General features: G+C 69.3%; 23 protein-coding genes. 9 read left to right on the forward strand and 14 right to left on the reverse strand.

The annotated features are described in order from the left end of the window. Positions 1–38 precede the first annotated feature (38 nt). The gene (locus IMT31_RS06985; RefSeq protein ID WP_345354366.1) at positions 39–548 is read left to right on the forward strand and encodes a pyrimidine dimer DNA glycosylase/endonuclease V; all 510 of its coding nucleotides are present in this window, start codon (positions 39–41) and stop codon (positions 546–548) included. Positions 549–581: 33 nt separating this feature from the next. On the opposite strand, the gene IMT31_RS06990 is transcribed toward IMT31_RS06985, so the two are convergent. Genes IMT31_RS06990 through idi form a run of 7 tightly spaced genes read right to left on the reverse strand, consistent with a single transcriptional unit; the run spans position 582 to position 6,488 of the window. Then, positions 582–1,478, reverse strand: coding sequence for a prenyltransferase (locus IMT31_RS06990; RefSeq protein ID WP_413544222.1), 897 nt, complete (start codon positions 1,476–1,478; stop codon positions 582–584). Then, positions 1,475–1,807, reverse strand: coding sequence for a lycopene cyclase domain-containing protein (locus tag IMT31_RS06995; RefSeq protein WP_413544223.1), 333 nt, complete (start codon positions 1,805–1,807; stop codon positions 1,475–1,477). Before IMT31_RS06995 ends, IMT31_RS06990 begins: the two co-directional genes overlap by 4 nt. Then, positions 1,804–2,181 (reverse strand): lycopene cyclase domain-containing protein, encoded by a 378-nt coding sequence (locus tag IMT31_RS07000; protein ID WP_413544224.1) that lies wholly within the window; start codon positions 2,179–2,181, stop codon positions 1,804–1,806. Before IMT31_RS07000 ends, IMT31_RS06995 begins: the two co-directional genes overlap by 4 nt. Further along, positions 2,178–3,818 (reverse strand): phytoene desaturase family protein, encoded by a 1,641-nt coding sequence (crtI, locus tag IMT31_RS07005; protein ID WP_413544225.1) that lies wholly within the window; start codon positions 3,816–3,818, stop codon positions 2,178–2,180. Before crtI ends, IMT31_RS07000 begins: the two co-directional genes overlap by 4 nt. Beyond that, the gene (locus IMT31_RS07010; RefSeq protein ID WP_413544226.1) at positions 3,815–4,687 is read right to left on the reverse strand and encodes a phytoene/squalene synthase family protein; all 873 of its coding nucleotides are present in this window, start codon (positions 4,685–4,687) and stop codon (positions 3,815–3,817) included. Before IMT31_RS07010 ends, crtI begins: the two co-directional genes overlap by 4 nt. Next, entirely contained in the window at positions 4,684–5,889 is a 1,206-nt protein-coding gene (locus IMT31_RS07015; protein WP_413544227.1) for a polyprenyl synthetase family protein, read from the reverse strand. The genes IMT31_RS07010 and IMT31_RS07015 overlap by 4 nt, the downstream gene beginning before the upstream one ends. Then, a complete protein-coding gene (idi, locus tag IMT31_RS07020; RefSeq protein ID WP_413544228.1) occupies positions 5,886–6,488 on the reverse strand; it encodes an isopentenyl-diphosphate Delta-isomerase in 603 nt (200 codons plus the stop codon). Before idi ends, IMT31_RS07015 begins: the two co-directional genes overlap by 4 nt. 63 nt (positions 6,489–6,551) lie before the next feature. Here idi and IMT31_RS07025 point away from each other — a divergent pair, with 63 nt between their 5' ends. Beyond that, entirely contained in the window at positions 6,552–7,073 is a 522-nt protein-coding gene (locus IMT31_RS07025; protein WP_413544229.1) for a MarR family winged helix-turn-helix transcriptional regulator, read from the forward strand. Here the strand turns inward: IMT31_RS07025 and IMT31_RS07030 are convergent. From IMT31_RS07030 to IMT31_RS07040, 3 genes are read right to left on the reverse strand one after another with little or no spacing between them, the layout of a single operon-like run. Continuing rightward, the gene (locus IMT31_RS07030; protein WP_413544230.1) at positions 7,070–8,635 is read right to left on the reverse strand and encodes an SDR family oxidoreductase; all 1,566 of its coding nucleotides are present in this window, start codon (positions 8,633–8,635) and stop codon (positions 7,070–7,072) included. The two genes, IMT31_RS07025 and IMT31_RS07030, sit on opposite strands and share 4 nt — an antisense overlap. A gap of 29 nt (positions 8,636–8,664) precedes the next feature. Beyond that, complete coding sequence (locus IMT31_RS07035; protein WP_413544231.1) at positions 8,665–9,882, reverse strand: CueP family metal-binding protein; 1,218 nt, start codon at positions 9,880–9,882, stop codon at positions 8,665–8,667. A gap of 49 nt (positions 9,883–9,931) precedes the next feature. Then, on the reverse strand, positions 9,932–12,097 hold the full coding sequence (locus IMT31_RS07040) for a heavy metal translocating P-type ATPase (protein WP_413544232.1): 2,166 nt from the start codon (positions 12,095–12,097) through the stop codon (positions 9,932–9,934). A gap of 163 nt (positions 12,098–12,260) precedes the next feature. On the opposite strand from IMT31_RS07040, the gene IMT31_RS07045 reads away from it, so the two are divergent. After that, complete coding sequence (locus IMT31_RS07045; protein WP_413544233.1) at positions 12,261–13,892, forward strand: AMP-binding protein; 1,632 nt, start codon at positions 12,261–12,263, stop codon at positions 13,890–13,892. A gap of 130 nt (positions 13,893–14,022) precedes the next feature. Here the strand turns inward: IMT31_RS07045 and IMT31_RS07050 are convergent, their stop codons facing one another. Then, positions 14,023–15,363, reverse strand: coding sequence for a mechanosensitive ion channel (locus IMT31_RS07050; RefSeq protein ID WP_413544234.1), 1,341 nt, complete (start codon positions 15,361–15,363; stop codon positions 14,023–14,025). Positions 15,364–15,482: 119 nt separating this feature from the next. On the opposite strand from IMT31_RS07050, the gene IMT31_RS07055 reads away from it, so the two are divergent. The 3 genes from IMT31_RS07055 (at position 15,483) to catA (ending at position 19,038) form a co-directional block, all read left to right on the forward strand. Beyond that, positions 15,483–16,325, forward strand: coding sequence for an alpha/beta fold hydrolase (locus tag IMT31_RS07055; protein ID WP_413544235.1), 843 nt, complete (start codon positions 15,483–15,485; stop codon positions 16,323–16,325). A gap of 193 nt (positions 16,326–16,518) precedes the next feature. Continuing rightward, complete coding sequence (locus IMT31_RS07060) at positions 16,519–18,096, forward strand: AAA family ATPase (protein ID WP_413544236.1); 1,578 nt, start codon at positions 16,519–16,521, stop codon at positions 18,094–18,096. A gap of 69 nt (positions 18,097–18,165) precedes the next feature. Further along, on the forward strand, positions 18,166–19,038 hold the full coding sequence (gene catA / locus IMT31_RS07065; RefSeq protein WP_413544237.1) for a catechol 1,2-dioxygenase: 873 nt from the start codon (positions 18,166–18,168) through the stop codon (positions 19,036–19,038). 102 nt (positions 19,039–19,140) lie between these two features. On the opposite strand, the gene IMT31_RS07070 is transcribed toward catA, so the two are convergent. After that, complete coding sequence (locus IMT31_RS07070; RefSeq protein ID WP_413544238.1) at positions 19,141–20,763, reverse strand: fatty acyl-CoA synthetase; 1,623 nt, start codon at positions 20,761–20,763, stop codon at positions 19,141–19,143. Positions 20,764–20,941: 178 nt separating this feature from the next. On the opposite strand from IMT31_RS07070, the gene IMT31_RS07075 reads away from it, so the two are divergent. Further along, positions 20,942–21,931 carry a type IV toxin-antitoxin system AbiEi family antitoxin gene (locus IMT31_RS07075; RefSeq protein ID WP_413544239.1) on the forward strand — a complete coding sequence of 330 codons (990 nt, stop codon included), beginning with the start codon at positions 20,942–20,944 and terminating at the stop codon, positions 21,929–21,931. Continuing rightward, positions 21,928–22,749 (forward strand): hypothetical protein, encoded by an 822-nt coding sequence (locus IMT31_RS07080; RefSeq protein ID WP_413544240.1) that lies wholly within the window; start codon positions 21,928–21,930, stop codon positions 22,747–22,749. Before IMT31_RS07075 ends, IMT31_RS07080 begins: the two co-directional genes overlap by 4 nt. Position 22,750: 1 nt before the next feature. Here the strand turns inward: IMT31_RS07080 and IMT31_RS07085 are convergent, their stop codons facing one another. Then, complete coding sequence (locus tag IMT31_RS07085; RefSeq protein WP_413544241.1) at positions 22,751–23,911, reverse strand: acetyl-CoA C-acetyltransferase; 1,161 nt, start codon at positions 23,909–23,911, stop codon at positions 22,751–22,753. 134 nt (positions 23,912–24,045) lie between these two features. Then, positions 24,046–24,261 (reverse strand): hypothetical protein, encoded by a 216-nt coding sequence (locus tag IMT31_RS07090; RefSeq protein WP_413544242.1) that lies wholly within the window; start codon positions 24,259–24,261, stop codon positions 24,046–24,048. A 25-nt stretch (positions 24,262–24,286) separates the two neighbouring features. On the opposite strand from IMT31_RS07090, the gene IMT31_RS07095 reads away from it, so the two are divergent. Then, on the forward strand, positions 24,287–24,820 hold the full coding sequence (locus tag IMT31_RS07095) for a CGNR zinc finger domain-containing protein (protein WP_413544243.1): 534 nt from the start codon (positions 24,287–24,289) through the stop codon (positions 24,818–24,820). The last annotated feature ends 59 nt before the right edge of the window (positions 24,821–24,879 follow it).

Below are 24,879 nucleotides of genomic sequence, written 5' to 3' on the forward strand. Positions count from 1 at the left end.
AGACTGTCCTGCCAGCATCCATGCGCGATGATGGGGTGATGCGACTGTGGAGCCTCCATCCCCGATACCTGGACCGCCAGGGCCTGACCGGTGGGTGGCGCGAGGCCCTGCTCGCCCAGGCCGTGCTGGCCGGACGGACCACGGGATACCGCTCGCATCCCCAGTTGGTCCGGTTCCGTGGTCATCCGGATCCCCTGGCCGCCGTCGGGGCCTTCCTCCTGGTGACGGCCGAAGAGGCCACCGCACGCGGCTATGCCTTTGACCGGACCCGCATCGACCAGCCGGGCCACCCGACGTCGAGCCGTCCCGTTCCGGGCCCGGACCACCGTGCAGACCGCAGCCAGGATGCGGACGGGAGCGTCCCCGGTGTCCCCCGGATCCCGGTGACCGAGGGCCAGGTCGCCCACGAGTGGGAGCACCTGCTGGCCAAGCTCGGCCAGCGCACCCCGGAGAGGCTGGAGGGACTGACGGGGGTCACCGTGCCGGACGTCCACCCGTTGTTCGAGATGGTCCCCGGGCCCATCGAGTCGTGGGAGCGGCCGGGTTGAGACCCGGTGGGGTCCTGGTTCGTTCCGATCCGCTCAGCCACCGAGGGCGATCCAGATCAGCAACAGGGTCAGGAGGAATCCGGTGACCTGGTTCAGCCACAGGAAGCGCCGCCAGCCTCGGTTGGCCTCCTCGCAGCACTCGTCCGGCAGGGCGCGGAAGGGCCAGATGCTGAGCAGGTACGGCACCGTCAACAGGCCGGCCAGGGCACCGGGCCAGCCGGCCAGCACCATCACCAGCCCGGCGGCAGCGTAGAGCACGATCGCCGTCCGCACGGCACCCCGGGCCCCCAGGGCCGTGGCGATCGAGCCGATCCCCGCCTGCCGGTCCGCCGTGACATCCTGGACCGCTCCGAAGGCCTGTGAGGCCATCCCCCAGAGGAAGAACGCGATCATCGAGGCCACCACCGGCAGGGACGGCGGCGCTCCAGCCAAGGCGAGCCCGAACACCGCCGGCCCCACGAAGTGCGTGGAGGAGGTCATGGAGTCCAGCAGCGGCCGCTCCTTGAGGCGGATCCTCGGCGCCGAATAGCCCACGACGGCGGCCAGCACCACCGCGAGCACCGCACCGGAGAGCACGGTGCCGGCGGCCAGCAGCGCCACCACGAAGGGCAGGGCGAGCAGCACGGCGGACCACAGGATCAGCCGGTGCCAGCGCGCGGCCAGCACGATCCCCTCCACCCCGCCCTTGCGGGGGTTGCGCAGGTCCGACTCGTGGTCGAAGACGTCGTTGATCCCGTACATCAGCAGGTTGTAGGGGAACAGGAAGAACAGGGTGCCGATGACCAGGCCGGCCGTGATCCCGCCACCGGCCATGAGGTAGGCGGCGGCGAAGGGATAGGCCGTGTTGACCCAACTGATCGGCCGGGAGGAACCCAGCAGTTGGCGGATCCCTTCGGCCACGGCCGGGCGGTTCCGGGCAGTCGTGCTCATGGACGCTCCTCACGGGACTCCGGGCGGACCGGCGGCCCGGCCAGCAGGGTGGCCACCGAGGGCAACAGCAGACCGGCGGCCACCGGCCAGAGGAGGTCCTCCACGGGTGCCAGGCCGATCCGCCACCCGACGAGCAGCTCCTCCTCGTAGTGGAACAGGTCGGCCGCGATCATCACGTTGTCGAAGACCACGGTCAGCACGAGCAGCACCGTGATCGTCAGAGCGGTGGCGGCCCACCATCGCCCGTCCAACCGCCGGCGCCACGTGGCGTAGGCGGCCAGGACCACCGGGATGATCAGGAACCATCCGGCGAGCGCGAGATAGCTCATCGACCCTCCCCCGTACCGGCAGCGTGCCCCTGGGACCGCAGCCGTGACAGGGCCGACACCACGAGTCCATGCAGCACGAGGGTGAGGTAGGACAGGAAGGTGATGAAGACGATCTCCTCCAACGGCAGCTCCGGGGCGAGCATGATCCCGGTCATCCCGGGGCTCTGGCCGGCGGCATAGTGCCCGGAGGCGATGGCCGCCAGGTCCCAGGCGAGGAAGAAGCCGATACCCAGCCCGAGGGTGAGCACGCCGGCCCTCCGGTGCCTGGACGGAAGACGCCACAGCACCAGGCGGAAACGGCGGTCCAGCAGGGCCATGCACGCGGTGGGGACCAGCAGCGAGATCAGATACAGGTAGGGCGTCACGGTACTCACCGCAGCGCCTCCCGCAGTCGCTGCTGAACGAGCTCGGCGCTGATCAGGCACATGGGCAGCCCGATGCCGGGAAGGGTGCCGGCCCCGGCGTAGTACAGTCCCGCCACGCGCTTCGAGGCGTTGCCGGCGCGGAAGAAGGCGCTCTGTGCCAGGGTGTGCGCCGGCCCGAGGATCCCCCCGCGCCAGGCTCCCAGGTCCTCGGCGAAGTCGGCCGGCCCCACCGTGCGGCGCACCACGATCCGCTCGGTCAGGTCCGGGACGCCCGCCCACTGGGAGACCTGCTCGATCGCGGCCTCGGCGATGGACTCGATCGCCGGGTCCCCGCCGCCGTCCGTGCCGCCGTGGCCCAGTCCCGGGTCCGCGGGCACCGGCACCAGGATGAAGAGGTTCTCGTGGCCGGCCGGGGCCACCGAGGCGTCCGTGGCCGAGGGCCTGCACACGTAGGCAGAGGCCGGGTCCGGCACCGTGCCGCCGGCGATGGCGGCGAAGTTGGCCGGCCAGTCCCGCGTGAAGAACAGGGAATGGTGCGCCAGCTCAGGCAAGGAGCCCCGTACGCCCAACATCACCAGGACGCCGCCGGGGCCACTGGTGCGCCGGTCCCACCAGGACTCGGGATAGGTCTGCAGCTCGCGCGGCAGCAGCGTGGTCTCGCTGTGGTGCAGGTCCGCGGTGGACACCAAGACGTCGGCCGGCAGCACCCGCTCGGAGCCTCCCCCGGGCGTCTGGTCGCGGACGCGGACGCCGGTGGTCCGGGCACGTCGACCGCGACCTCGACCTCGATGCCCGCGGTCCGTCTCGGTGAGGATCTCCGTGGCCGCCGTGTGGGCGTGGAGCCGGACCCCGTTCTCCCGGGCCAGGCGGACCAGCACGTCCATCAGGTGGCCGAAGCCGCCCTGCGGATAGAGCACGCCGCCCGTCAGGTCCATCGCGCTCATCAGGTGGTACAGGGACGGGGCCCGGTCCGGGGAGGAGCCGAGGAAGACGGCGGGATAGCCCAGGATCTGACGCAGACGCGGCTCACGGAACCGCCGGGCCACGAACCGCTCCAAGGAGCCCAGCAGCAGTGGCACCAGGCGGTGGGCGCGGCGGACCACATCGGCGTGGAGGAACGGGCTGATGGAGGTGAAGGAGGTGTAGAGGAAGCGCCGCAGCGCCACGTCATAGGTGTCCCGCGCCGAAGCGAGATACCGCTCCAGGGCCCGGCCGGCCCCGGGCTCGACCGCCTCGAAGCGTTCCACATTGGTGGCCGTCTGCGCGGAGATGTCGATCGGGTCGCGCTCGGCGTGGGCCGCCGAGGGTGGGGCCGGTGGGGACCCGGTTCCGCCGGAGGGGCCGGAATCGGGCTCGAAGAACACGCGGTAGGCCGGGTCCAGCTGCCGCAGGTCCAGCTCGGCCGCCGCCGAGGTGCCCAGCAGGCCGAAGAAACGCTCGAAGACATCCGGCATGAGGTACCAGGAGGGCCCCGTGTCGAAGCGGAAGCCGTCCTGTTCCCAGGTGCCGGCCCTGCCGCCGAAGGCATCGCGTGCCTCCACCAGGTCCACCGAGTGCCCGTCCCGGGCCAGCAGGGCGGCGGTGGCCAGTCCGGCGATGCCGCCACCGATCACCACGATGCGCCGGGTTCCGCCCTCCCCCCTCATCCGTGGTCCCGTCCCGGTGCGGACCGGCGCGTCAGGGCACCCAACAGGATCAGTGCCTTGTGGGGGTCGGAGACCCTGACCCGGGTCCGGCGGATCTCGGCGGCCGGGGTCTGCCGCAGGCGGCGGGAGAGGGCGGCGAAGAGCGCATGGGCCGCCTGGACGGCACGGCGGCTGCCGGCCGGCAGTTCGGCGATCCCCGCCGCAGCCACGTCCAGGTCGGCGTCGATGCCGTCCAACAGGAGGTCCCGGTGGTCGTCGGTGAAGCGCGCCGGGTCCAGGTCCGGGAAGTAGCGGCGGCCGAGCACGTCGTGGTCGTCGGCCAGGTCGCGCAGGAAGTTCACCTTCTGGAACGCCGCACCGAGCCGGCGGGCGGCCGGAGCCAACCGCTCGTAGGCCTCCTCATCTCCGCCGGTGAAGGCCTTCAGGCACATCAGGCCGACCACCTCGGCCGATCCGTACACATACTCGTCCAGGCTGGCTCCGGTGTGCTCGGTCCGCGTCAGGTCCGCCCGCATGGACGCGAAGAACGGTCTCACCAGGCGGTGGTCGATCCCGTGGTGCCGGGCCGCCGAGGCGAAGGCGTGGACCACCAGGTTGGCGCTGTGGCCGCAGTCGATGGCCCGCAGGGTCTCGGCTTCGAGTCCGTCCAGCAGTTCCCGGCGGAGGGCGGGGTACAGCCCGGAGTCCGGATCATCCACCATCTCGTCCGCCACCCGGACCAGGGCATAGATGCTGCGAACGTCCCCGCGCACCGGCTCTGCGAGCAGCCGGGTGGCCCACCCGAAGGAGGTGGAGTAGCCACTGATCACCCGTGCGGCGCTGGCCTGGGCCACTCGGTCATAGCGGCCGGTGCCGGGATGCACGCTCATCGGGCCACCCCGGTCCCTGCGGGCACCGGTTCCGGCCGAGCAGAGTCCTGCGCCAGATCCAGACGGCTGGGCCGGAGGGAGTCCGCCGTGGTCCGGCGGATCTCCCCGACCAGGCCGGTCAGGACGTCGGCGAGGGCAGGCGGGACGGGCACGCGCGAGGCGCGGGTCAGTGCCTCGTTCAGATGGCGGTCTGCCAACTCCTCGGTGACGGACCGCGCCTCGCACTGCTCCAGCAGCTCGCGGGCACGGCCAGCGTCCAGCTCGGTCAGATGCCGGTCACCCACGAGCGGGCGGAGCGCTGGCCAGATCGCGGTGGTCCGGGCATGGGCCATGAGGGCCGTGTGTTTGCCCTCGCGCAGGTCTGTCAGCACGCTCTTTCCGGTGCGGGCGGAATCCCCGAACACCCCGAGCAGGTCGTCCAGCAGTTGGAAGCCGATCCCCAGGGGCCGTCCGATCTCCCCCAGGGCCTCGGTGACCTGCCGGGACGCGCCGGCGACCAGGGCGCCGGCCTGCAGGGGGAGCTGGAAGGAGTAGACGGCGGTCTTCAGCTCCGCCACCCGCACCGCCTCGTCCACCGTGCTCGGGGTGGTGGACAGCCCCAGGCCGAGGCGGACATCCGCCAGCTCGCCGGCGGCAGTGGAGTGGACGGTGTTCTCGAGCAGGTCGAGCAGCTCCGTGATCACTGGAGCCGGGGCGCCACAGCCGGCCACCATGCGGACCGCCGAGACCAGGGCCAGGTCCCCTGCGAGGATGCCGGCCGCGTCCCCGTAGCGCCTCGAGGTGACGGTGCCGGCTCCGCGGTCCCGAGCTGCGGCGGCGTAGGTCCCGGAGACATTGGGGTTCCCGCGGCGCTTCTCGTCACCGTCGATCACATCGTCATGCACCACGAAGGCGGTGTGCAGCAGCTCCAGGGCGGCGCCCACGCGCGCGGCGGAGTCCGGCGGGGCAGCGATACCGGTGGGATCAGCGGGCCCTGCTGGGCCGTCGGACCCGGTTGGACGATCGGACCCGGCGGCGTTCGTTGGGGCCAACGCCTCGTAGGTGGCCATCAACAGTCCAGGCCGGAACCCCTTGCCACCGGCGGTGGCCCGGGCCAACGCACTCCAGAGACCATGATGGTCGTCGCCGAGGTCGGAGGAGCGCTCGGATCCGGCCGTCAGGAACCGGTCCAGTTCTCGGCGGGCCTCTGGTGCGCCGCTCAAGTCTGCTCAACCCCAGTGGGTCCGGTGGGCCCGCCACGGACCTCCGCACCGGCCGTGCCGCCGGGATTCCGCAGTGCGTGCAGCACCCCCGGCCACTGCAGCTGCATCCAGGGGCTCACGGCCCACGGGGCCGTCCGGACCAAGGTCTCGACGTCCGCCACGGGCACCCAGTGATGGTCCATCACCTCATCCGGGTTCGCCTGGGGTTCCTCCGAGGTGACGGCGGTGAAGACCGGGCAGATCTCGTTCTCCACGATCCCGGAGGAGTCCTCGGCCCGATACCGGAAGTCCGGGAGCACCTTCTCGATCCGATCCGCGCCCAGTCCGAGCTCATGGGCGGCGTACCGCTGGATCGTCTGCTCGAAGGACTCCTCCAAGCGGGGATGTCCACAGAAGGAATTGGTCCAGACTCCGGGCCAGGCCACCTTCGTCAACGAGCGGCGGGTGAGCAGCAGCTCGCCGGTAGGCCGGAACAGGTAGCAGGAGAAGGCCAGGTGCAGCGGGGTGTCCGTGCCATGCACCGTGGCCCGCGGGGCCAGGCCGAGGGCGCGGCAACTGTCATCCACCAGTACCACGTGGTCTTCCGGGACGGCATCCATGGTCCTCCTTCGGCGACAGACATACCTAGCCTGGCTAGTAATATCGAGAGTAGCATGGAGGCCATGCCCACACCACCGCGGAACCCCGACCTGCCGCGGAACGGAGGCCTGCCCGCCACGTATTGGTTCGACGCCTCAGACCCGGCGGTCCAGCTGTTGCACGCCGTCCGTCGCTTCCGCCGAGCAGACCAGGAGATGCGCCGCGGCATGGAGTCGGACATGGACCTCAACGCCACGGACCTCGAGGCACTGCGCCATGTCATCGCGCATGAACGGGCCGGTACCACGGTGACCGCTCGTGAACTGAGCACCCACCTGCACATCTCCACGGCCTCCACCGCGAAGCTGCTCAACCGCCTGAGCGCATCGGGCCACGTCTTCCGGACACCCCACCCGGAGGATGGCCGTTCCGTGCTCGTGTCCGCCACAGGGCACGCCCATGACGAGGTACGCGGCTGGCTGGCCCCCATGCATCAGAGGATGCTTCAAGCCGCCCACGAGGTCCCCGAGGAGTCCCGGCAGGCCGTCGTCGATTTCCTGGACGCGCTCGCGGAGACCCTCACCCCGGAGGGCGAGGAGGACTAGGAGGACGAGGAGTTGCCTCGCACCGGCCCCTCCTGGGCCGTTCGCTCCGCGGCGGACAGGATGTTCTTCGCCATGGTCGGGAAGACCAGGGCGTGGAAGGGCTGGATGGCCCGCCAGTAGGCGCGGCCCAGTAGCCCCGAGGGGAAGAAGACCGCCCGCTGGCGCAGCCGGGAGCCGCCCCGGCCGTTGTCCTCGACCGTGAACTGCAGCCAGGCCCGCCCGCCGGCGCGCAGCTCAGCGCGAAGCGTGACGGACCGGCCGGCCTCCACGGACTCCACCCGCCACCAGTCCACGTGGTCGTTGACGTGAAACGTGGACTCGTCCTTCCGGCCGCGGGCCAGCCCGTAACCGCCCAGGACCTGGTCCATCAGTCCGCGAATGCGCCACAGGGCCGGCGCCGAGTACCAGCCGTTGCGGCCACCGATCGTCTCCAGCACCGCCCAGACGGCCTCCGGCGGGGCCGCGCCCTCATGCTCGCGAACGTCCGTGAACACGGTGTTCCCGGCCCACTCCGGGTCCGAGGGCAGCGGCTCGGCCGGATCCTGCGCCATCTCGGTCAGCACGTCGTCGTCCCAGGTCTGGTCCAGCGGTCCCTGGCGCCGGCGGTCGATGGCCCGCCGGCACGCCTCGGTGAAGCTCGTCAGCCCGCCCTCCGGGTCGGGGATGAGTGCGGCGATGCCGTGCTCGGTGGTGACGGCATCCTCCGCCATCGAGGCAGCCAGCGGCATGGCGATCCCCCGGGGAATGGGGGTGACGATGCCGATCCAGAACCCCGAGAGCCGCTGCGCGGGGATGGGCAGGGCGAAGACCCGCCGGCGGGACAGCCCGGCCACCTCGGCGTAGTCGGTCAGCATGGTGGCGAAGGACTGGTCCCGCCCGCAGCCGATGCCCAGAGCCCGGTTGGTGGGCTCCGGCAGGGCGCAGGCGTGGGCGAGGTAGTAGAGCACGTCCCGGATGGCGATCGGCTCGATCCGATTGGACAACCAGCTGGGACCTGGCATCACCGGCAACCGCTCGGCCAGGTGACGGATCATCTCGAAGGAGACCGAGCCCGAACCGATGATCACTGCGGCCTGGAACACCAGGGTGGGCACCTCGCCCTCCAGCAGGACCCGTGCGACCTGCTCGCGTGAGCGCATGTGGTCCGAGAGCTGCTCGAGCGGCTTGTCCGGGTGCAGCCCGCCCAGGAAGACGATCTGCGCCACCCCGGCCTGCTCGGCGGCCGAGGACACCGTGCGGGCCATCTCCGCCTCGCGGTCCATGAAATCGGAGCCGGACCCCATCGAGTGCACCAGGTACAACACCGTGTGCACGTCCCGCATGGCAGCCGTGACGTCCTCCGCCTCCAGGAGGTCGGCCTGCACCTGCTCCACCTCCTCGGACCAGGGCCGGCCGGCGAGGTCGTCGAGGTTCCGGGCCGTCACCCGCACCGTGAACCCGGCGGCGAGCAGTTCCGGGACGAGCCGGCCGCCCACGTACCCGGTGGCTCCGGTGACGAGGACGCGGCGGCCGTGGCCGCCGGGCAGGGACAGATGCAGGGGTGAGGCGTATCCGGGGCTCATGGGGCCACGGTACTGCCCGCCCCGCGCGCTCAGGCCTCCTTCAGCCTCAATCCCGTCAGGCAGGTCGGATCATCGGCGTTCCGGGTGGACACCACCGCCGTGGCCACCTTGCCCGCGTGCTCGATCGTCAGCTCCGCCTCGATACCCTTCGGCACCCACATCCCCACGAAGCCGTTGTCGAAGGTGCGCAGCTCCTGGTCCACCAGCACCTCACCGGTGGCCCGGTCCGCGAGGGTCACCTGGACCTCCTGATTCTGCAGTTCCCCCAGGCACGTGGTCAGGGAGTGGAAGTGGCATTCGTGCGTCTGGGACTCATACGGCGCCGCGGAGAGATAGACCTCGTCCTCGGGCATGGGCAGGGCGGTCTGACGGCCTGCGTCATCGGCCACCACCAGTTGCTCCGGCTGCACCGAGGCCACCAGATCTGCCGGACGCTCGGCCACAGCCTGGGCGTCGAGCCTCTCGATGATCTCCCGGGCCCCGAGCCCCTCGAGGCCATGGTCTGCCAGCATCCGCTGATCCCCCGCCACCGGCGGCCCGGATTCCGGGGCACCCGCCGGACCGGCCGCCGTCGGCTCCTGGCCCAACAGACCCTGCATGGTCTCGATCTCCGCATTCTGCGACTCGATGATGGACTGTGCCATCTCGATGGCACGCGGATCCTGGCCCTCGGCCACCTCCGCCTCGGCCATCTCCACGGCACCCCGGTGGTGTTCGATCATGCCCTCGAGGTACAGGCGGGTCGCCTCCTCGGTGTCGGCCTGCTCCATCGCCTCCAGGTCCTCGGTGGACAGCATGCCGTCCATGCCCTCGTGGCCCATGGAGCCGCCGCCCTCGGAGTCACCGTCAGCGCCCCAGTCCTCGAGCCACCCCTCCAGGGTCTCGATCTCCGGTCCCTGAGCGGCCTTGATCTGTTCAGCCAACGCGGCGACCTCAGGATCCAGACCCTCCTGGGCCAGCAGGATGTCGGACATCTCGATGGCCTGCTCGTGGTGCGGGAGCATCATCTGCGCGAACATGACGTCCGCGTCGTTCGCCTCCGACGCTTGCGAGGTCCCGTCCGAGTCACCGCTTGAGGCGCCAGTCTCATGTCCGGCACCGTGGCTGGCCCCGGCCGTGGCGTCGGAGCCGGACTCTCCTGCGGCACATCCGCCCAGGGTGAGCGCTGCGGCCAGTGCCACACCGACGATGAGGGCGGGCCGGGGGATGCGGGATGCACGCTTGATCCGGGTGTTCTGGTCTCTCACGGGATGCTCCTGCACGGTATGGAATGGTCGGTCGAACCCGGTGTCGATTCTAGGACCCCCTGCTGACCGGGACCCGTTCCATTGCGGAGGCCTCCCGGCCCGCGGCCGCCACGGACTCCGGCCGCAGCTCGACCCGCCGCAGCAACTGCGCATTGAGCGCGACCACCACGGTGGACAGGGACATCAGGACTGCTCCGATGCTCATCGGCAGGACGAAGCCGATCGGTGCCAGCACACCCGCGGCCAGCGGGACCGAGAGCAAGTTGTAGCCGGCGGCCCACCAGAGGTTCTGCCTCATCTTCCGGTAGCTCGCCCGGGACAGTTCCGTCACGGACAGCACCGCGCGAGGATCGTCGGAGGCCAGGATGACCCCGGCCGAGGCGATCGCCACGTCCGTGCCGGCGCCGATCGCGATCCCGACGTCCGCCTGAGCCAACGCGGGGGCGTCGTTCACGCCGTCCCCCACCATGGCCACCGTCCGCCCCTCATCCTGCAGCTGCCGGACCCTCGCGGACTTGTCCTCCGGCCGCACCCCGGCGAAGTACCGCTCGATCCCCAGCTCGCCCGACACGGAGGCGGCCACCGCCTCGGCATCACCGGTGATCATGACCACCTGGACCCCGCGGGCCGTCAACCCGGACACGGCATCACGGGACTCGGGTCGGATCGCATCGGCCAGCTTCAGCGCCCCCACCACCTGACCATCCACGAGCACGTGCAGGATGATCGCGCCCTCGCGGCGCCACGCATCCGCGATCGGCAGCTCGGCGGCACCCTCCTGCTCCAGCAGGTACGGCCCGCCCACCATCACGACGGCGGCCCGCTGTGCACCGCTGCCGGTGCCACCCCCGGACCCGTCGCCCACCACGACGTCGGCCCGCACCCCGACCGCGGGCGAGGACGAGAAGCCGCTCGAGGCCGGGACGGGCGGGCCGCCCTGGCGTGCGGCATCATCGGCGGCACTGACGATGGCCCGCGCCAGCGGGTGCTCGGAGTCAGCCTCGGCCGCGGCCGCGAGCGCCAGGAGGTGGTCGGCGTCGTACCCCGGTGCGGGCTCCACCGCGGTGACGGCCGGGGCACCCTCGGTCAGCGTTCCGGTCTTGTCGAAGAGCACGGTGTCCACGGTGCGCATGGCCTCGAGCGCGAGGCGGTCCTTGACGAGCACGCCGGACCGGGCGGCCCGCTCGGTGGCGATGGACACCACGAGCGGGATGGCGAGGCCGAGGGCGTGGGGGCAGGCGATGACGAGCACGGTGATGGTCCGGACCACGGCCTCGTCCGGGAGTCCGACGGCGGACCAGACGATCGCGGTGACCGCCGCCGCACCGAGGGCGAACCAGAACAGCCAGGCCGCCGCCCGGTCAGCCAGCCGCTGGGCGCGCGAGCTGGAGGCCTGGGCGTCTGCGACCAGCTGCTGGATGCCGGCCAGGGCGGTGTCCTCGCCGACGGCGGTGACCTCCACGCGGAGCCCGGAATCCGTGGCGACGGTCCCTGCCACCACCGGATCCCCCTCGGAGCGGCGCACGGTGGCGGACTCACCGGTGATCATGGACTCGTCCATCGAGGCCGAGCCGCTGGACACCTTGCCGTCGGCCGGGACCCTGCCGCCGGGCCGGATCACCACCACATCCCCGTTCTGGAGATCGGCCGGGACGATGGTCGAGAGGGAACCGTCCGACTCGACGCGTTCGGCCTCATCCGGCAGCAGCGCGGCCAGCGAGTCCAGGGCGGAGGTGGTCTGGGCCAGCGAGCGCATCTCGATCCAGTGGCCGAGCAGCATGATGACGATCAGCAGGGCCAGTTCCCACCAGAACTCGAGCTGGTGGTGCAGGATCCCGAGGGTCGCGCCCCAGGAGGCGAGGAAGGCGACGGTGATGCCCAGCGCGATCAACAGCATCATCCCCGGCTGGCGCCGGCGGATCTCGCTGACGGCGCCGGTCAGGAAGGGACGGCCGCCCCAGACGTACATGACGGTGCCGAGCACTGGGGCGATCCACGCGGCCCAGCCCGGGACCCCGTAGCCCAGGAGCATGGCGAACATGGGAGACGTGGCGACCACGGGGAGCCCGAGCACGAGCATGATCCAGAACAGACGGCGGAACTGGCCGACATGGTCGGCGTGGTCCGCGTGGTCGTGGTCGTGGTCCGCGTGGTCATGACCGGCGTGGTCGTGGCCGGCGCCATGGTGTGGATGGTGTTCGTGGCTCATCGTCATTCCCTTCACTTGATCCCCTCAGACCCTACAATATACCCCCTAGGGGTATCAGTCGGCCATCCTGGAATCGTCACACTCAACAACTGGACCAGTTAGCGCTCAGTAACTAGACTCATTCTCGGCCACCCCTTGTGATCTGGATCACCCCGCTGACAGGAGCCTCATGAACACGCAGATGTCCCAAGACCGCGGCGAGAGCACCACTGCGCTGCTGGAGGAGACCATCGGCGCCAACCTGGACCGCACTGTCGCGACCTTCGGCGAGCGCGAAGCGCTCGTGGAGGTCCCCACCGGAAGGCGATGGACCTACGCGGAGTTCGCGGCCGACGTCGACCGCCTGGCCACCGGACTGCTCGGGTCCGGCCTGGAACCGGGAGACCGCCTCGGGATCTGGGCTCCGAACATGGCCGAGTGGACCCTGACGCAGTACGCCACCGCGAGGATCGGCGTCATCCTGGTGACCATCAATCCGGCCTACCGCACGGAGGAGCTGCAGTACGTGCTCAACCAGTCCGGCATCCGCACGGTGGTGGCCGCGAGCTCCTTCAAGACCAGTGACTATGAGGCCATGTTGGAGGCGGTCCGCAGCGAGTGCCCGCAGCTCCAGGACGTGGTGATCATCGGCAGCGAGGCCTGGACGTCCCTCGCCGGCACCGCGGCGGACCAGGAACGGCTGGAGCAGGTGGCCGCGGCCCTGGACCCCCGGGACCCGATCAACATCCAGTACACCTCCGGAACCACCGGCTTTCCCAAGGGCGCCACACTGAGCCACCGCAACATCCTCAACAACGGCTTCTTCGTGGGCGAGCGGGTGAACTACACGGAGGCGGACCGGGTGTGCATCCCCGTGCCCTTCTATCACTGCTTCGGCATGGTCATGGGCAATCTGGCCTGCACCAGTCACGGCTCCGTCATGGTCATCCCGGCCCAGGGCTTCGGGCCCACCGAGACGCTGCACGCCGTGGCCACCGAACGCTGCACCTCCCTCTACGGGGTGCCCACCATGTTCATCGCCGAACTCGGCCTGCCGGACTTCGACTCCTACGACCTCTCCACCCTGCGTACCGGAATCATGGCCGGCTCCCCCTGCCCGGAGCAGGTGATGCGTCAGGTGATCGAGAAGATGAACATGTCTGACGTGTCCATCTGCTACGGCATGACGGAGACCTCACCGGTCTCCCTCCAGACCACCCCGGCGGACAGCCTGGACCAGCGCGTCAGCACCGTCGGGCGCGTGGGGCCACATCTCGAGGTCAGGATCGTGGACCCAGGCACCGGCGAGGTCCTGCCGCGCGGGGAGGCCGGCGAGCTGATGACCCTGGGCTACTCCGTGATGACGGGCTACTGGAACGATCCGGACAAGACCGCCGAGGCCATCGACACCGAGGGATGGATGCACACCGGGGACATCGGGGTGATGGACGCCGACGGCTACGTGCAGATCACCGGGCGGATCAAGGACATGGTGATCCGCGGCGGAGAGAACATCTATCCGCGGGAGATCGAGGAGTTCCTCTACACTCACCCGGACATCGTGGATGCCCAGGTGGTGGGGGTGCCGGACGAGCGGTACGGCGAGGAGCTCGTGGCGTGGATCCGCCTCCGCGAGGGGGCGGAGGCGCCGACTGCGGAGACCCTCAAGGAGTTCTGCGCGGGGAAGATCGCGCACTACAAGGTGCCCCGCTTCGTGCGGGTGGTCGATGAGTTCCCCATGACCGTCACCGGAAAGGTCCGCAAGGTGGACCTGCGCGCCCAGGCGATGGACCTGCTCGCCGAGGGATCGCGGCAGGCCTGACCCTCCCTCACGGCACGCCGTCCCTGCCGCACCCACAACCGCCCCCACAACCGCCCCCACAACACGGCGGCGCCCGGCCACCGAGGTGACCGGGCGCCGCCGTGGCTGCCCTGTGCAGCGCAGGTGCGGATCAGATGGCCCCGGGACCGGTGCCGCCGGCCGTCGGACCACCGGCGGCCGAGGTGTTCCCGGGCCCACCCGACGGCGGACCGCCGGCAGTACCGGCATGGGCGCCCGTACCCGGCTGAGGGGTGACCGGCGCGGACTGCTCGGCCCGCGCGAGGCGGCGGGCGGCCGCCTCACGACCGCCCAGCCCGAAGGCGAGGGCTGCGGCCAGAGCACCGCCGACCACCACGGCGCCGAAGGCCAGGTTGACGATGCTCTCGGCGATGCCCATGTAGCTCAGGCCCATGGCCGCGAACAGCGCGATCGTGGCCCAGTAGACCACCTGCCCGGCAGTGTCCCTGCCCAGGGTCGAACGCAGCAGGCCGGCCAGGACCACGCCGGCCACGATGAAGGCCACCCCGAAGAGGATCCGGCTGCCCAGGGCGATCACCTCACCCAGGAACTGATTGATCTCCGGGAACCCGAGCACCCGGGTGGCCATGACAGCGAAGGACAGCACGATCACCGCCTGCACGATCCGGGCGACGATGTTGCTGGCGCGCTGCCCCTCCGGCAGGATGCCCCGCTCGGCGGCGACCCGGTCCATCGCGGTCCCCGCGAGGGTCGGCTGAAGGAGCGAGTACACGAGGCCGCCGATGAACCAGCCCACGCCCAGCAGGACCAACCCCAGGATGATGGCCGGCAGCACGTCCAGAACGCTCTGCAGCATGTCCTGCGCCGGCTGGGCGATCGCCGGGATGCCCAGCACCTGCAGAGCCGCGATGACCACGACGATGACGGTGATGACGTAGACCAGCGTGGCGAGGATGCTCGAGGGCTGCGACGCCTCCTGACCGGGGGCGGGCTCACCGCCGAGCTTGCCCTTGGTCATTCGGGCCACGCCGCGATCAAACCCTGCGGTCTCCAGGACCGTGCGCACCAGGTCACGGGCCACGCGGGCCAGGATGAGGCCCACGAACAGGATGACTCCGGCACCCAGAATGCCCGGCAGGGCACCGAGGAATCCGTCCAGCAGGTTCTGCACGGGCGTCAGGACCTGCTGGAGGGCGAAGACCTGCAGCACGGCCATCAGGCCGAAGAGCCAGATGACCAGGGAGGCGATCTTCCCGAGACCCTCACCCAGGTCCTGGCCGCCACCCTGGTCCTTGTTCCGAGCGAGCCGGTCCACCAGCCGCGTGACACCCATTTTCACCAACTTGGCCAGAAGCCACGTCACCAAGAGGATGACGATGGCCATGACCACTTTCTCCAACAGTGCTATCCAGTCGTAGTTCGCTAGCGCGTCCATGATGAGCTCCTCATTCCCGTCCTTGTCAACGCTGATGTCCGCGCGGCGAGTGGCCATGCTGACAAGCACATGTGAACATGACGGATGTCACATCAACAACAGCTGACGCACTGTGCACATCCGAGGGAATCGACTCCACCCGGCCTTCCGTCGGCCCCGCGCTGTACGTTGGAACGGTGCTGCCACATCACGCCACCCACCTGACCCGAGACGGATTCCCGCTTGCCGTGCAGGACCTCCCGGGCGCAGCCTCCCCCACGAAGGCGCAACTGGACGTTTCCCCCAGCGACACCGACGCCGGACCTCCCGCACTGCTGTTGCTGCCAGGGCAGGCGAACTCGCATCGCTGGTGGGACCACGTCCGCACCGGCTACGCACAGACCCACCGCACCGTGACCTTCGACTACCGCGGCACCGGCGGCAGTCACGGGGAACTGGGTCCATGGACCACAGCCCTGTTCGCACAGGACGCCGTGGACGTACTCGACCACCTCGGGATCCGCTCCGCGGCCGTGTTCGGCACCTCGATGGGCGGCCGGGTGGCGCAGATGCTCGCCGCGAACCATCCGGACCGGGTCTCCGCCCTGGTCCTGGGGTGCACCTCCCCCGGTGGCGAGCACGCCATGGAGCGCAAGAAGGAGACCCGGCAGTGGTTGGCCCGGGGCACCGGTGAGGAACAGCGGTCCAAGCTGCACGAGCTCTTCTACACCCCCGACTGGCCGGGCACGTCCGCCGAGAGCACCCTGCTCGGAGATCCGACCATGACCCCGCGCGAGCAGGTGTGCCACCGCCGGGCCAGTGACCGCCATGACGCCTGGGACGCCTTGCCCTCCATCGCCACACCCACCCTGGTGTTGCACGGAACCGAGGACCTGATGGTCCCTGCCGAGAACGCCGCCCTGATCGCAGACCGGATTCCCGACGCGCGAATGGTCCTCTACCCGGGCGGGCGCCACGGGTTCTTCGAGGAATTGGAGGACCGGGTGACGGCGGAGATCCAGCGATTCCTGGCCTTCTAGCCCGGACCACGACAATCAGATGCCCAGGCTATGAATCCAGAGGGTTTAGGTATTTTTGCCTAAAAGAACGGAGGGCTAGGCTAACCCCAGCGCGCCCGAGTGACCCACGGCATAGTCGCCAGCACCCCAGCGGCCCTCGCCCGGCGCTCCGACTCAGTGCCGAGACCGTCGAGAGAGTGAAAGAGGCCCACGGATGTTCATCGCTCCCACGGAGGTCGTCCTCGCCACCGAGACTGCTGACCTCCAGGCGGCGCGGACCCAGGCCTCCTCATGGCGCTCCCGCGAGATGGGCATCCAGGACCGATTCCTCAGTGATGCCGCCTTGGCGGACCTCGCCGCAGCGGCCGAGTCTGTCCAGGACAGCGGCTTCGCCCGCGCCGTGATGGCCGTGCAGTCTGCCCGCGCCGGCCAGTTCGCCCCCATCCCGGACATCAAGTCCGCCGTTGAACTCTTCCGCGAGTTCCTCAAGGACGGGATCATCGACGGCTGGCTCTACGTGCAGGAGCCGGACGGCTACCGCCACCCCTACCTGGTCATGGACATCACCCTGGACCACGGCGACCGCACGCATCCGCCACGCGTCAAACTGACCATGGAGGCGGACAACCCCACGGTCAAGCGCCCCTCCCGGGCACCGCGGCTACTGCAGTTCGACGAGACCGAGCTGGTGGGCAAGACACCCGCGGAGGTGCTGACCGCGCATCGGGCCTTCAAGGAGACCGAGACGCTGCGCTCGGAGTACCAGGGGCGCCGCGATGCCTTCCAGGACCTGATCGACCACGACTTCGGCCGGCAGTTCCTCTTCACCGGCCGCGCCATGCGCACCGATGACTACCGCTCGGCCGCTGACCGCACGAACCGCAAGGTGGTCCACGACGTGGCCCCGGACGAGCGGGCCCCGCTGCGCATGGTGGCCTCCTCCGTGCTCTTCGACGAGGCCGAAACCGCGGCCGTACCCGTGGTCACCGCTGTCCGCGTGTTCGACCTCGCCGCCCAGGACTACCTGGACGTCAACTCGGCCGACCTCACGCGCTACGTGTACAACCCCGGCCTGAAGGACAAGCTGGTGCTACCGGATGACCAGCGCGAGCTGCTGGACATCCTCACCTCGGACATCTCCGTGTTCACGGGGGACATCATCGAGGGCAAGTCCTCCGGCAACGTGATCCTCGCCCGCGGCCGCCCCGGCGTCGGCAAGACGCTGACGGCAGAGGTCTACGCCGAGGTCACCGGCCGCCCGCTGTACTCCATCCACACCGGATCACTGGGTATCACCGCCGATCTGGTGCGCAAGAACCTCGAGGAGATCTTCGTCCAGGCCAAGCGCTGGGACGCCGTGCTGCTGCTGGACGAGGCGGACGTCTTCGTCCTGGAACGAGGATTCGAGCTGCACCAGAACGCCATCGTCGCCGAGTTCCTGCGGACCCTCGAGTACTACGACGGCCTGCTGTTCCTCACCACGAACCGGATCGACGAGGTGGATGGGGCCATCCTGGCCCGCTGCGCCGCCGTGATCGACTACCGGCCCCCCGAGCCGGCGGCCGCACGCCAGATCTGGCAGTCCTTCGCCAACGGGCACAAGATCACCCTGACGGATGAAATCCTGGACCAACTGGTGGACGGGTTCCCGGACATCACGCCCCGGGACATCAAGATGCTGCTGCGGCTGGGACTGCGCATGGCCGCCCACCGGGGAACGGACCCGGACCTGGACGTCTTCGCCGCGGCGGCCCGGTTCCGTGGCCTGGAGTTCATCCCCACCGGCCCGTAGTCCACGCCCGCCACCCAGACCAAGACTTCACCTCCGCATACCGCACACCCCCATCAGGAAGCAGGAACCATGACTCAGGAAAGTTCCCACCAGGAGACCGAGGCCCGCGCGGCCGATTCCGGGGCCAATGCCTCGGCCCGATTCCGTGAGCGGATGGCCGCCCAGTCCGCCGGCGGCGTGGTGGACACCGAGCGTGTGAACCACCTGGCCAGCCGCGCCGTGAAGGCCCTCAATGACATCGTGCTCGAGGAGCAGGTCAGCTACGAGGAGTACAACGCCTTCAAGGCCTGGCTGATCCGCGTGGGCGAGGACGGCGAGTGGCCGCTGTTCCTGGACGTCTGGCTGGAGCACTCCGTGGAGGAGGTCGCCAACGCGGACCGCGAGGGCAACAAGGGCACCATCGAGGGCCCCTACTACCTCGAGGGCTCCCCCGAGGTCCCGTGGAACGGCACCATCCCCATGCGCGAGGACGAGCCGGGCACCCCGTTCGTGTTCTCCGGTCAGGTCCGCGCCGTGGACGGCTCCCCACTGCCCGGTGCCAAACTGGAACTGTGGCACGCCGATGATCTGGGCTTCTACTCCCAGTTCGCCCCCGGACTGCCGGAGTGGAACCTCCGGGGCACCTGGACGGCCAACGAGGACGGCAACTTCGAGATCCACACCGTGCGCCCCGCGCCGTACCAGATCCCCACCGACGGCGCCTGTGGCCAGCTCATCGAGGCCGCCGGCTGGCACGCCTGGCGGCCAGCCCACCTGCACTTCAAGGTGCACGCCCCCGGCCACCACAAGCTGACCGCCCAGTTGTACTTCCCGGGCGACGAGCACCTGGAGGATGACATCGCCTCGGCCGTGAAGCCGGAGCTGATGCTGGATCCGCAGCCGAACCCGAACGGCGAGGGCGAGGTCACGCAGTACGACTTCGTGCTCGACCCGGAGCAGTGATCCGCACATACATCTAGCGGTCGAAAGCGGCCCGTTCCTACCCCGATTCGGGGTGGGAACGGGCCGCTTTCGACCTGCAGTTGCGAGAGTGGCCGGGCCGGCTCAGCTCCGCTCCGCCCGCAGCTCCCGTTTGAGCAGCTTGCCGGACTGGTTGCGGGGCAGCTCGGCCACGAAGTCCACGCGCTTGGGCACCTTGAAGTCGGCGATCCGGGACTTCACGTGCGCCCGCACGGACTCGGCCGTCAGCTCCGCGCCGTCCTTGAGCACGACGACGGCCGTCACCGCCTCGATCCACCTCTCGTCAGGAGTCCCCACCACGGCCACCTCGGCCACCTGCTCCAGTTCGTAGATGCAGTCCTCCACCTCACGCGGGGCCACCAGCACTCCGCCGGTGTTGATGACGTCCTTGATCCGGTCCACGATCTGCAGATAGCCCTGCGCGTCCTGCGTGGCCTGGTCACCGGACTTGAACCACCCGTCCTCGAAGGCCTCCGCAGTGGCCTCGGGCTTGTTCCAGTAGCCGCTCATCAGTTGCGGGGAACGATACTGGACCTCCCCGGGCTCACCGGGAGCCGCCAGCTTCCCCTCGGTGGTGACGAGCCGGGCCTGGACGGACAGGATCGGCCGTCCGCAGGAGGCGGGCCGGGCATGATGCTCCTCGGGGCGCAGCACCGTGCACAGTGGCGCCATCTCGGACTGGCCGAAGCAGTTGTAGAACCCGATCCGAGGGTACCGCTCCCGCAGCCGCTGCAGCACGGTCACGGGCATGATCGAGGCCCCGTACTGGGCCTTGGTGAGCGAGGAGAGGTCCCGGGTCTCCAGGTCCGGGTGGTTGCTCAGCGGCACCCAGACCGTGGGCGCGAGGAACAGGGAGCCGATGTGCTCGGCCTCCACGAGCCGCAGGGTCTCGGAGACGTCCGGTTTGGCGAGCAGCCGGATGGTGGCACCCAGGGCCAGGTACGGCAGGAGGAACACGTGCATGGCCGCCGAGTGGTACAGCGGCATGCACACCAGCGGCCGGTCCTCCTCGGTCAGGTCCAGCGCCACGATCGTGGCCGCGTACTCCGCGATCAACGCCCGGTGGGACATCATCGCCCCCTTCGGAGCGGACGTGGTGCCGGAGGTGTAGAGCAGCTGGGCCAGGTCCTCGTCGCCCACCGGCACGTCCAACGGGGTATCCGGAGCCGAGCCGTTCCGCGCGGTGGTGAGCAACGCCGGGTGCTGCGCGCCGGCGCTGTGCCCCGGCTCGTCCTCCTCTGTGAAGAGCCAGATCTGCCCGACGCCGGACGCGCGGCCTTGGCCGCGGGTCTCCGTGATGCGCGGCAACAGGGCGGGATCCGCCACCAGGAGATCGGCCCCGGAGTCCTCCAGCAGGTAGGCGAGCTCGTCCCCCTTGAGGGCAAAGTTCACCGGGACGTGGACGTATCCGGCGGTGGCGCAGGCCAGGAACAGGATGGCGTAGGCGTCCGAGTTCAATCCGTAGGCGGCCACCCGTGCCCCGTCCTCCAGGCCCGCTGACCGGAGCCGGTGGGCCACCCGGTGCACGGCGCGCTCGAGTTCGGCGTACGTCCACTCCCGGTCCTCGAAGCGCAGGGCAGTGTTCTGCGCATTGCGCGAGGCGGTGCGGGCGAGCAGGGCGCCGAGGGTGTTGGCCCCGGCGTGGGCGATGGCCTGATCCAGCGCATCGGTCTCGGTGGTCACGGACGGGGGGCTGGGTGTGGTCACGGGAGTCCTCTCCTGTACTGCTCGGTAACCCTGTCAGCATCTCTCGGCTCGAAGGTGTTGTCCAGAGCACAGCCAGCGGCAGGGGCGATGCTCTGTTGGGGACAACACTCACGCTGTTCACTCTTATGTGATTTTCATTTAGAATGAACACAGGCAGATACTGAACAGGAGATGCGCAATGGACGAGCAGTTGGCGCAAGAACTCGCGGACAGGTTCGACGAGTTCGGCCTGCGATTCCTCGAACCGATCGACCTCAACGAACTCCCCACTGAGGACACCGTTTCCGCAACCCTGGCACACCAGGAGGGCCACGCGCCGTATCAGGTCGGCTGCTCTGACACGCTCACGCTCTCCTCCATGGGCTGGGTCAGGCGGCACTATGCAGAACATGACCGCCTGCTCTTGGTCGGGCCGCGGGTAACAGAGCGCTCTGCCGAGAGACTCCGACTGCTGGGCATCAACTACATCGATCAGGCAGGGAATGCCTTCATCACCTTCAACGGCGTGCACATCGATGTGCGCGGCCGCCGCGCCCTCCGTCCCTCAGCAACAAAAGCTCCGCGCTTGACGCGTGGCGGGGTGAACCTCTTCAGCGTCAAGCGCTCACAGGTGATCTTCACGATTTTGTCGTGGCCTGATCTACTCGATGGCCCGGTCCGCGAAATCGCCACCGCGTCAATGGTCTCGCTCGGGCAGGCGCAGGGGACGCTCGATCTCCTCATGCAGTACGGATACTTGGACGAGGAGAAACACTTCGCCCCTAGCCGGCGCGAGCTCCTCATCGACCACTGGACAGCCTCTTACCCGTCAGGCCTCGGATCGGAGGGGAAGGCCGGACGATACTCTGGTGACTGGGCAAGCCTCCGCGTCGGGGATGCCTCCGTATATGTCAGCGGCGAGGCCGCAGTACCGGAGTTGCTCCGCCCAGAGACCGCAACGCTGTACACAGAAGAGTTCCCGATCGAGTTGATCCGCTCACACCGATGGCGCCGCAATGACGAACAGCCGACCATCTTTCTCCGCCGACAGTTCTGGCGGCCGTCGGATGCCCCTGCGGGGCCTGGCGTCCATGAGGCGCCATGGCTGCTGGTCTATGCCGACTTGCTCGCCTCGAACGACGGCCGCCAACACGAAGTCGCCCAGCGAATCCGAGAGGACCACCGGTGATCGATCTGGCACGCGTGGACGAGGCCCTCTACGCCATGATCACCCCGGTCGTCGATGAACTGGCCGCGCAGGTCGATCTCGATCCCGACAACATCCTGCTCATCGGTGCTGGATGCCGGGATATCCTTCACGCCTCCTTGGGGCACACGTTCACAGCGCGCGCCACCACCGACACAGACCTTGGAATCGCGGTGCGCGACTGGACCACCACCCAACGCATCGAGGCTCGATTCCACCGGATCGGCAGCAACGGGATTCGATACATGATCGCCGACATCCCGGTGGACATCATGCCGTTCGGCGACGTTGAAGATCCTGAAGGAATCAGCGTTCCTGCTCCACGTGGGGAGGAACTCGTCGTGTTCGGATTCCGCGACGTCTACGGGCACGCCCTCTCACTCGAACTGCCGAGCGGAAGGACTGTGAGGCTGCCGCAACCCGCCGGATACGCTGCATTGAAGATGCGGTCCTGGATAGACCGTTCCGCACACCACGCCCAGGACAAGGACGCACAAGACCTTGCGCTGGCTGCCTACTGGTATCGGAATGCTCCCGACATCGAAGATCGAATCTATGAGACAGAGACCGGGTTCGAACTTCTTTGTGAACTCGAAATGGACTTCGACCTCGCCGCGATCCGACTCCTCGGACTAGACGCCCTATCCCAACTTTCTCCCGACAACCGCACGGATCTATCCCGACGGTGGGCCGCCCACGACAAATCCAATCTCGCCCGTGATTTCACACTGCCTGCGAGCAGCCCACACCAGGCCAGTCTCGACCGCCGCAAGGCGATGGTTGCCCAACTCCAGTTGTAGCTCAGAGGCGTTCGATGATGGTGACGTTGGCCTGGCCGCCGCCCTCGCACATGGTCTGCAGTCCGTAACGGCCGCCGGTGCGCTCGAGCTCGTGCAGCAGGGAGGTCATCAACCGGGCACCCGTGGCGCCGATCGGGTGACCCAGGGCGATCGCCCCGCCGTTGACGTTGACCTTTGCCGGGTCCGCACCGGTCTCCTGCAACCAGGCGAGCACGACGCCAGCGAAGGCCTCATTGATCTCGATCAGATCGATCTGATCCAGGCTCATCCCCGACTTCTCGAGGGCGTACTTCGTCGCCGGGATCGGGGCAGAGAGCATCATCACCGGGTCGGCGCCACGGGCGGAGAGGTGGTGGATCCGGGCGCGGGGCGTGAGGTTGAACTGCTCCACCGCCGCCGGCGAGGCGATCAGCAGGGCCGCGGCGCCGTCGGACATCTGGGAGGCCGAGGCCGCCGTGTGGGCTCCGCCGGGGATGATCGGGTCCAGGGAGCGGATCTTCTCCAGGTCCGGCTCCCGCGGGCCCTCATCAGCGGTGACGGCTTCCGCGCCGGGCACCGGGATGATCTCCCGCTCGAAGCGGCCGGCGGCCCGGGCGGCCAGGGCGCGCTGCTGGCTGGTGACGGCGAACTCCTCCAGCCGGTCCCGGGTGAAGCCCCACTGTTGGACCATCATCTCCACGCCGCGGAACTGGGAGATCTCCTGATCACCGTAGCGTTCGGCCCAGGACTCGGAGCCGGTGAAGGGGTCCTCGAAACCGAGATCGCGGGCGGCCCGGTTGGAGTAGGACAGCGGGATGGCGGACATGGACTGCACGCCGCCGGCGACGACGAGGTCACTGGTGCCGGACATGACGGCCTGGGCCGCGTAGTGGATGGCCTGTTGGCCGGAACCGCACTGGCGCTCCACCGTGGTGCCGGGCACGGACTCGGAGCCACCGGCGGCCAACCAGGCGCTGCGGGCGATGTCCATGGCCTGCGGGCCCACCTGGTCGATGCACCCCAGGACCACCTCGTCGTAGAGCCCGGTGTCCTCGATCCCGGCCCGGGCGATGATCTCGCGGATCGGTGCGGCAGCCAGGTCCAGCGGGTGGACATGGGCCAGCCCCTTGCCACGGCGCCCCACGGGGGTGCGGACGGCATCGACGATGTAGGCCTCGGTCATGGTGGTCCTCTCGGCAGAACGTGCATCGATGCCAGGGGGCACCGAGAAGGTACTGACCAGTAGCCTTCCTCAGTGCCCGACCAGTTGTCCAGATCACAGTTCGAGGCTCATCACCAGTCCGGCCGGCGCACGGGCTACCGGCTGAGGGGCCGCAACTCGGCGCTGACCGCCATGGGCGGAAGAGCCGCACTGGTCTGACGATCCACGCGAAGGGTCCGGCAGACGCCGCAGCGCACGTAGAGCACCCACCCCTCGGAGGTGGCATGGCGGGATTCCACGCGCCAGCCGTGTTCGTGGGCGTCTACGGGGGCCGGACGAAGCCGCGGGAGGCTGCTGGTGATGGGCGTCATGACTCCACCATGATGTAATGCTCTTATGCATCTCAACCCTTACGGAGAATATGCCGTGGTCCTCGCGGCCTCCCTGGCCAATGAGTGGCCCGCGGACCGGGACGGAATCGTCCAGAGGGCACGCGAGGTCGGCATGACAGTGGAGTTCCCGGAGGGCCCCGGGGACCACACCCAGGTCAGGGGGGTGATCGATGAGTGGCTGACCGTGGTGGACGCCGCCGACAACCCGGAACGGGCCGCGCTGCTGAACCAGCACATGGCCACCGCGGCGGCCTATCCGCGATTGACCGACCATGACCGCGAGGGCTGGCATCTGCACTATCGCGATGATGACGCCCGGTCCCTGCCGGCCGTCCTCGCCGCCGTGATCAGCGTGGGAACCGCCCTGCACCTGAGCACCCGGGGAATGCACCGCCTGGGCCGTTGCGCGGCCGGCCGGACCCCCGGGGACCCGTGCACGAACGTGGTGGTGGACACCACGCGCAACGGTCGCCAGCAGTACTGCTCGGTCCGCTGCGCCAATCGGGCGGCCGTCCGCCGGCACCGCGCGAGATCCTGAGGGCCGGGCGGGGCTTCCGCGGTAAGCCGGCGCGTGCGAACGGTTCACCGGTGGACACC

It is taken from the genome of Citricoccus nitrophenolicus (genome assembly GCF_047305825.1).
GTDB lineage: Bacteria > Actinomycetota > Actinomycetes > Actinomycetales > Micrococcaceae > Citricoccus > Citricoccus nitrophenolicus.

Bases quoted from the DNA above. Each gene is read 5' to 3' on its own strand.
- IMT31_RS06985 (WP_345354366.1), top strand. From the start codon at position 39: ATGCGACTGTGGAGCCTCCATCCCCGATACCTGGACCGCCAGGGCCTG.
- IMT31_RS06990 (WP_413544222.1), bottom strand. From the start codon at position 1,478: ATGAGCACGACTGCCCGGAACCGCCCGGCCGTGGCCGAAGGGATCCGC.
- IMT31_RS06995 (WP_413544223.1), bottom strand. From the start codon at position 1,807: ATGAGCTATCTCGCGCTCGCCGGATGGTTCCTGATCATCCCGGTGGTC.
- crtI (WP_413544225.1), bottom strand. From the start codon at position 3,818: ATGAGGGGGGAGGGCGGAACCCGGCGCATCGTGGTGATCGGTGGCGGC.
- IMT31_RS07010 (WP_413544226.1), bottom strand. From the start codon at position 4,687: ATGAGCGTGCATCCCGGCACCGGCCGCTATGACCGAGTGGCCCAGGCC.
- idi (WP_413544228.1), bottom strand. From the start codon at position 6,488: ATGGATGCCGTCCCGGAAGACCACGTGGTACTGGTGGATGACAGTTGC.
- IMT31_RS07025 (WP_413544229.1), top strand. From the start codon at position 6,552: ATGCCCACACCACCGCGGAACCCCGACCTGCCGCGGAACGGAGGCCTG.
- IMT31_RS07030 (WP_413544230.1), bottom strand. From the start codon at position 8,635: ATGAGCCCCGGATACGCCTCACCCCTGCATCTGTCCCTGCCCGGCGGC.
- IMT31_RS07040 (WP_413544232.1), bottom strand. From the start codon at position 12,097: ATGACGATGAGCCACGAACACCATCCACACCATGGCGCCGGCCACGAC.
- IMT31_RS07045 (WP_413544233.1), top strand. From the start codon at position 12,261: ATGAACACGCAGATGTCCCAAGACCGCGGCGAGAGCACCACTGCGCTG.
- IMT31_RS07050 (WP_413544234.1), bottom strand. From the start codon at position 15,363: ATGGCCACTCGCCGCGCGGACATCAGCGTTGACAAGGACGGGAATGAG.
- IMT31_RS07060 (WP_413544236.1), top strand. From the start codon at position 16,519: ATGTTCATCGCTCCCACGGAGGTCGTCCTCGCCACCGAGACTGCTGAC.
- catA (WP_413544237.1), top strand. From the start codon at position 18,166: ATGACTCAGGAAAGTTCCCACCAGGAGACCGAGGCCCGCGCGGCCGAT.
- IMT31_RS07075 (WP_413544239.1), top strand. From the start codon at position 20,942: ATGGACGAGCAGTTGGCGCAAGAACTCGCGGACAGGTTCGACGAGTTC.
- IMT31_RS07085 (WP_413544241.1), bottom strand. From the start codon at position 23,911: ATGACCGAGGCCTACATCGTCGATGCCGTCCGCACCCCCGTGGGGCGC.
- IMT31_RS07090 (WP_413544242.1), bottom strand. From the start codon at position 24,261: ATGACGCCCATCACCAGCAGCCTCCCGCGGCTTCGTCCGGCCCCCGTA.
- IMT31_RS07095 (WP_413544243.1), top strand. From the start codon at position 24,287: ATGCATCTCAACCCTTACGGAGAATATGCCGTGGTCCTCGCGGCCTCC.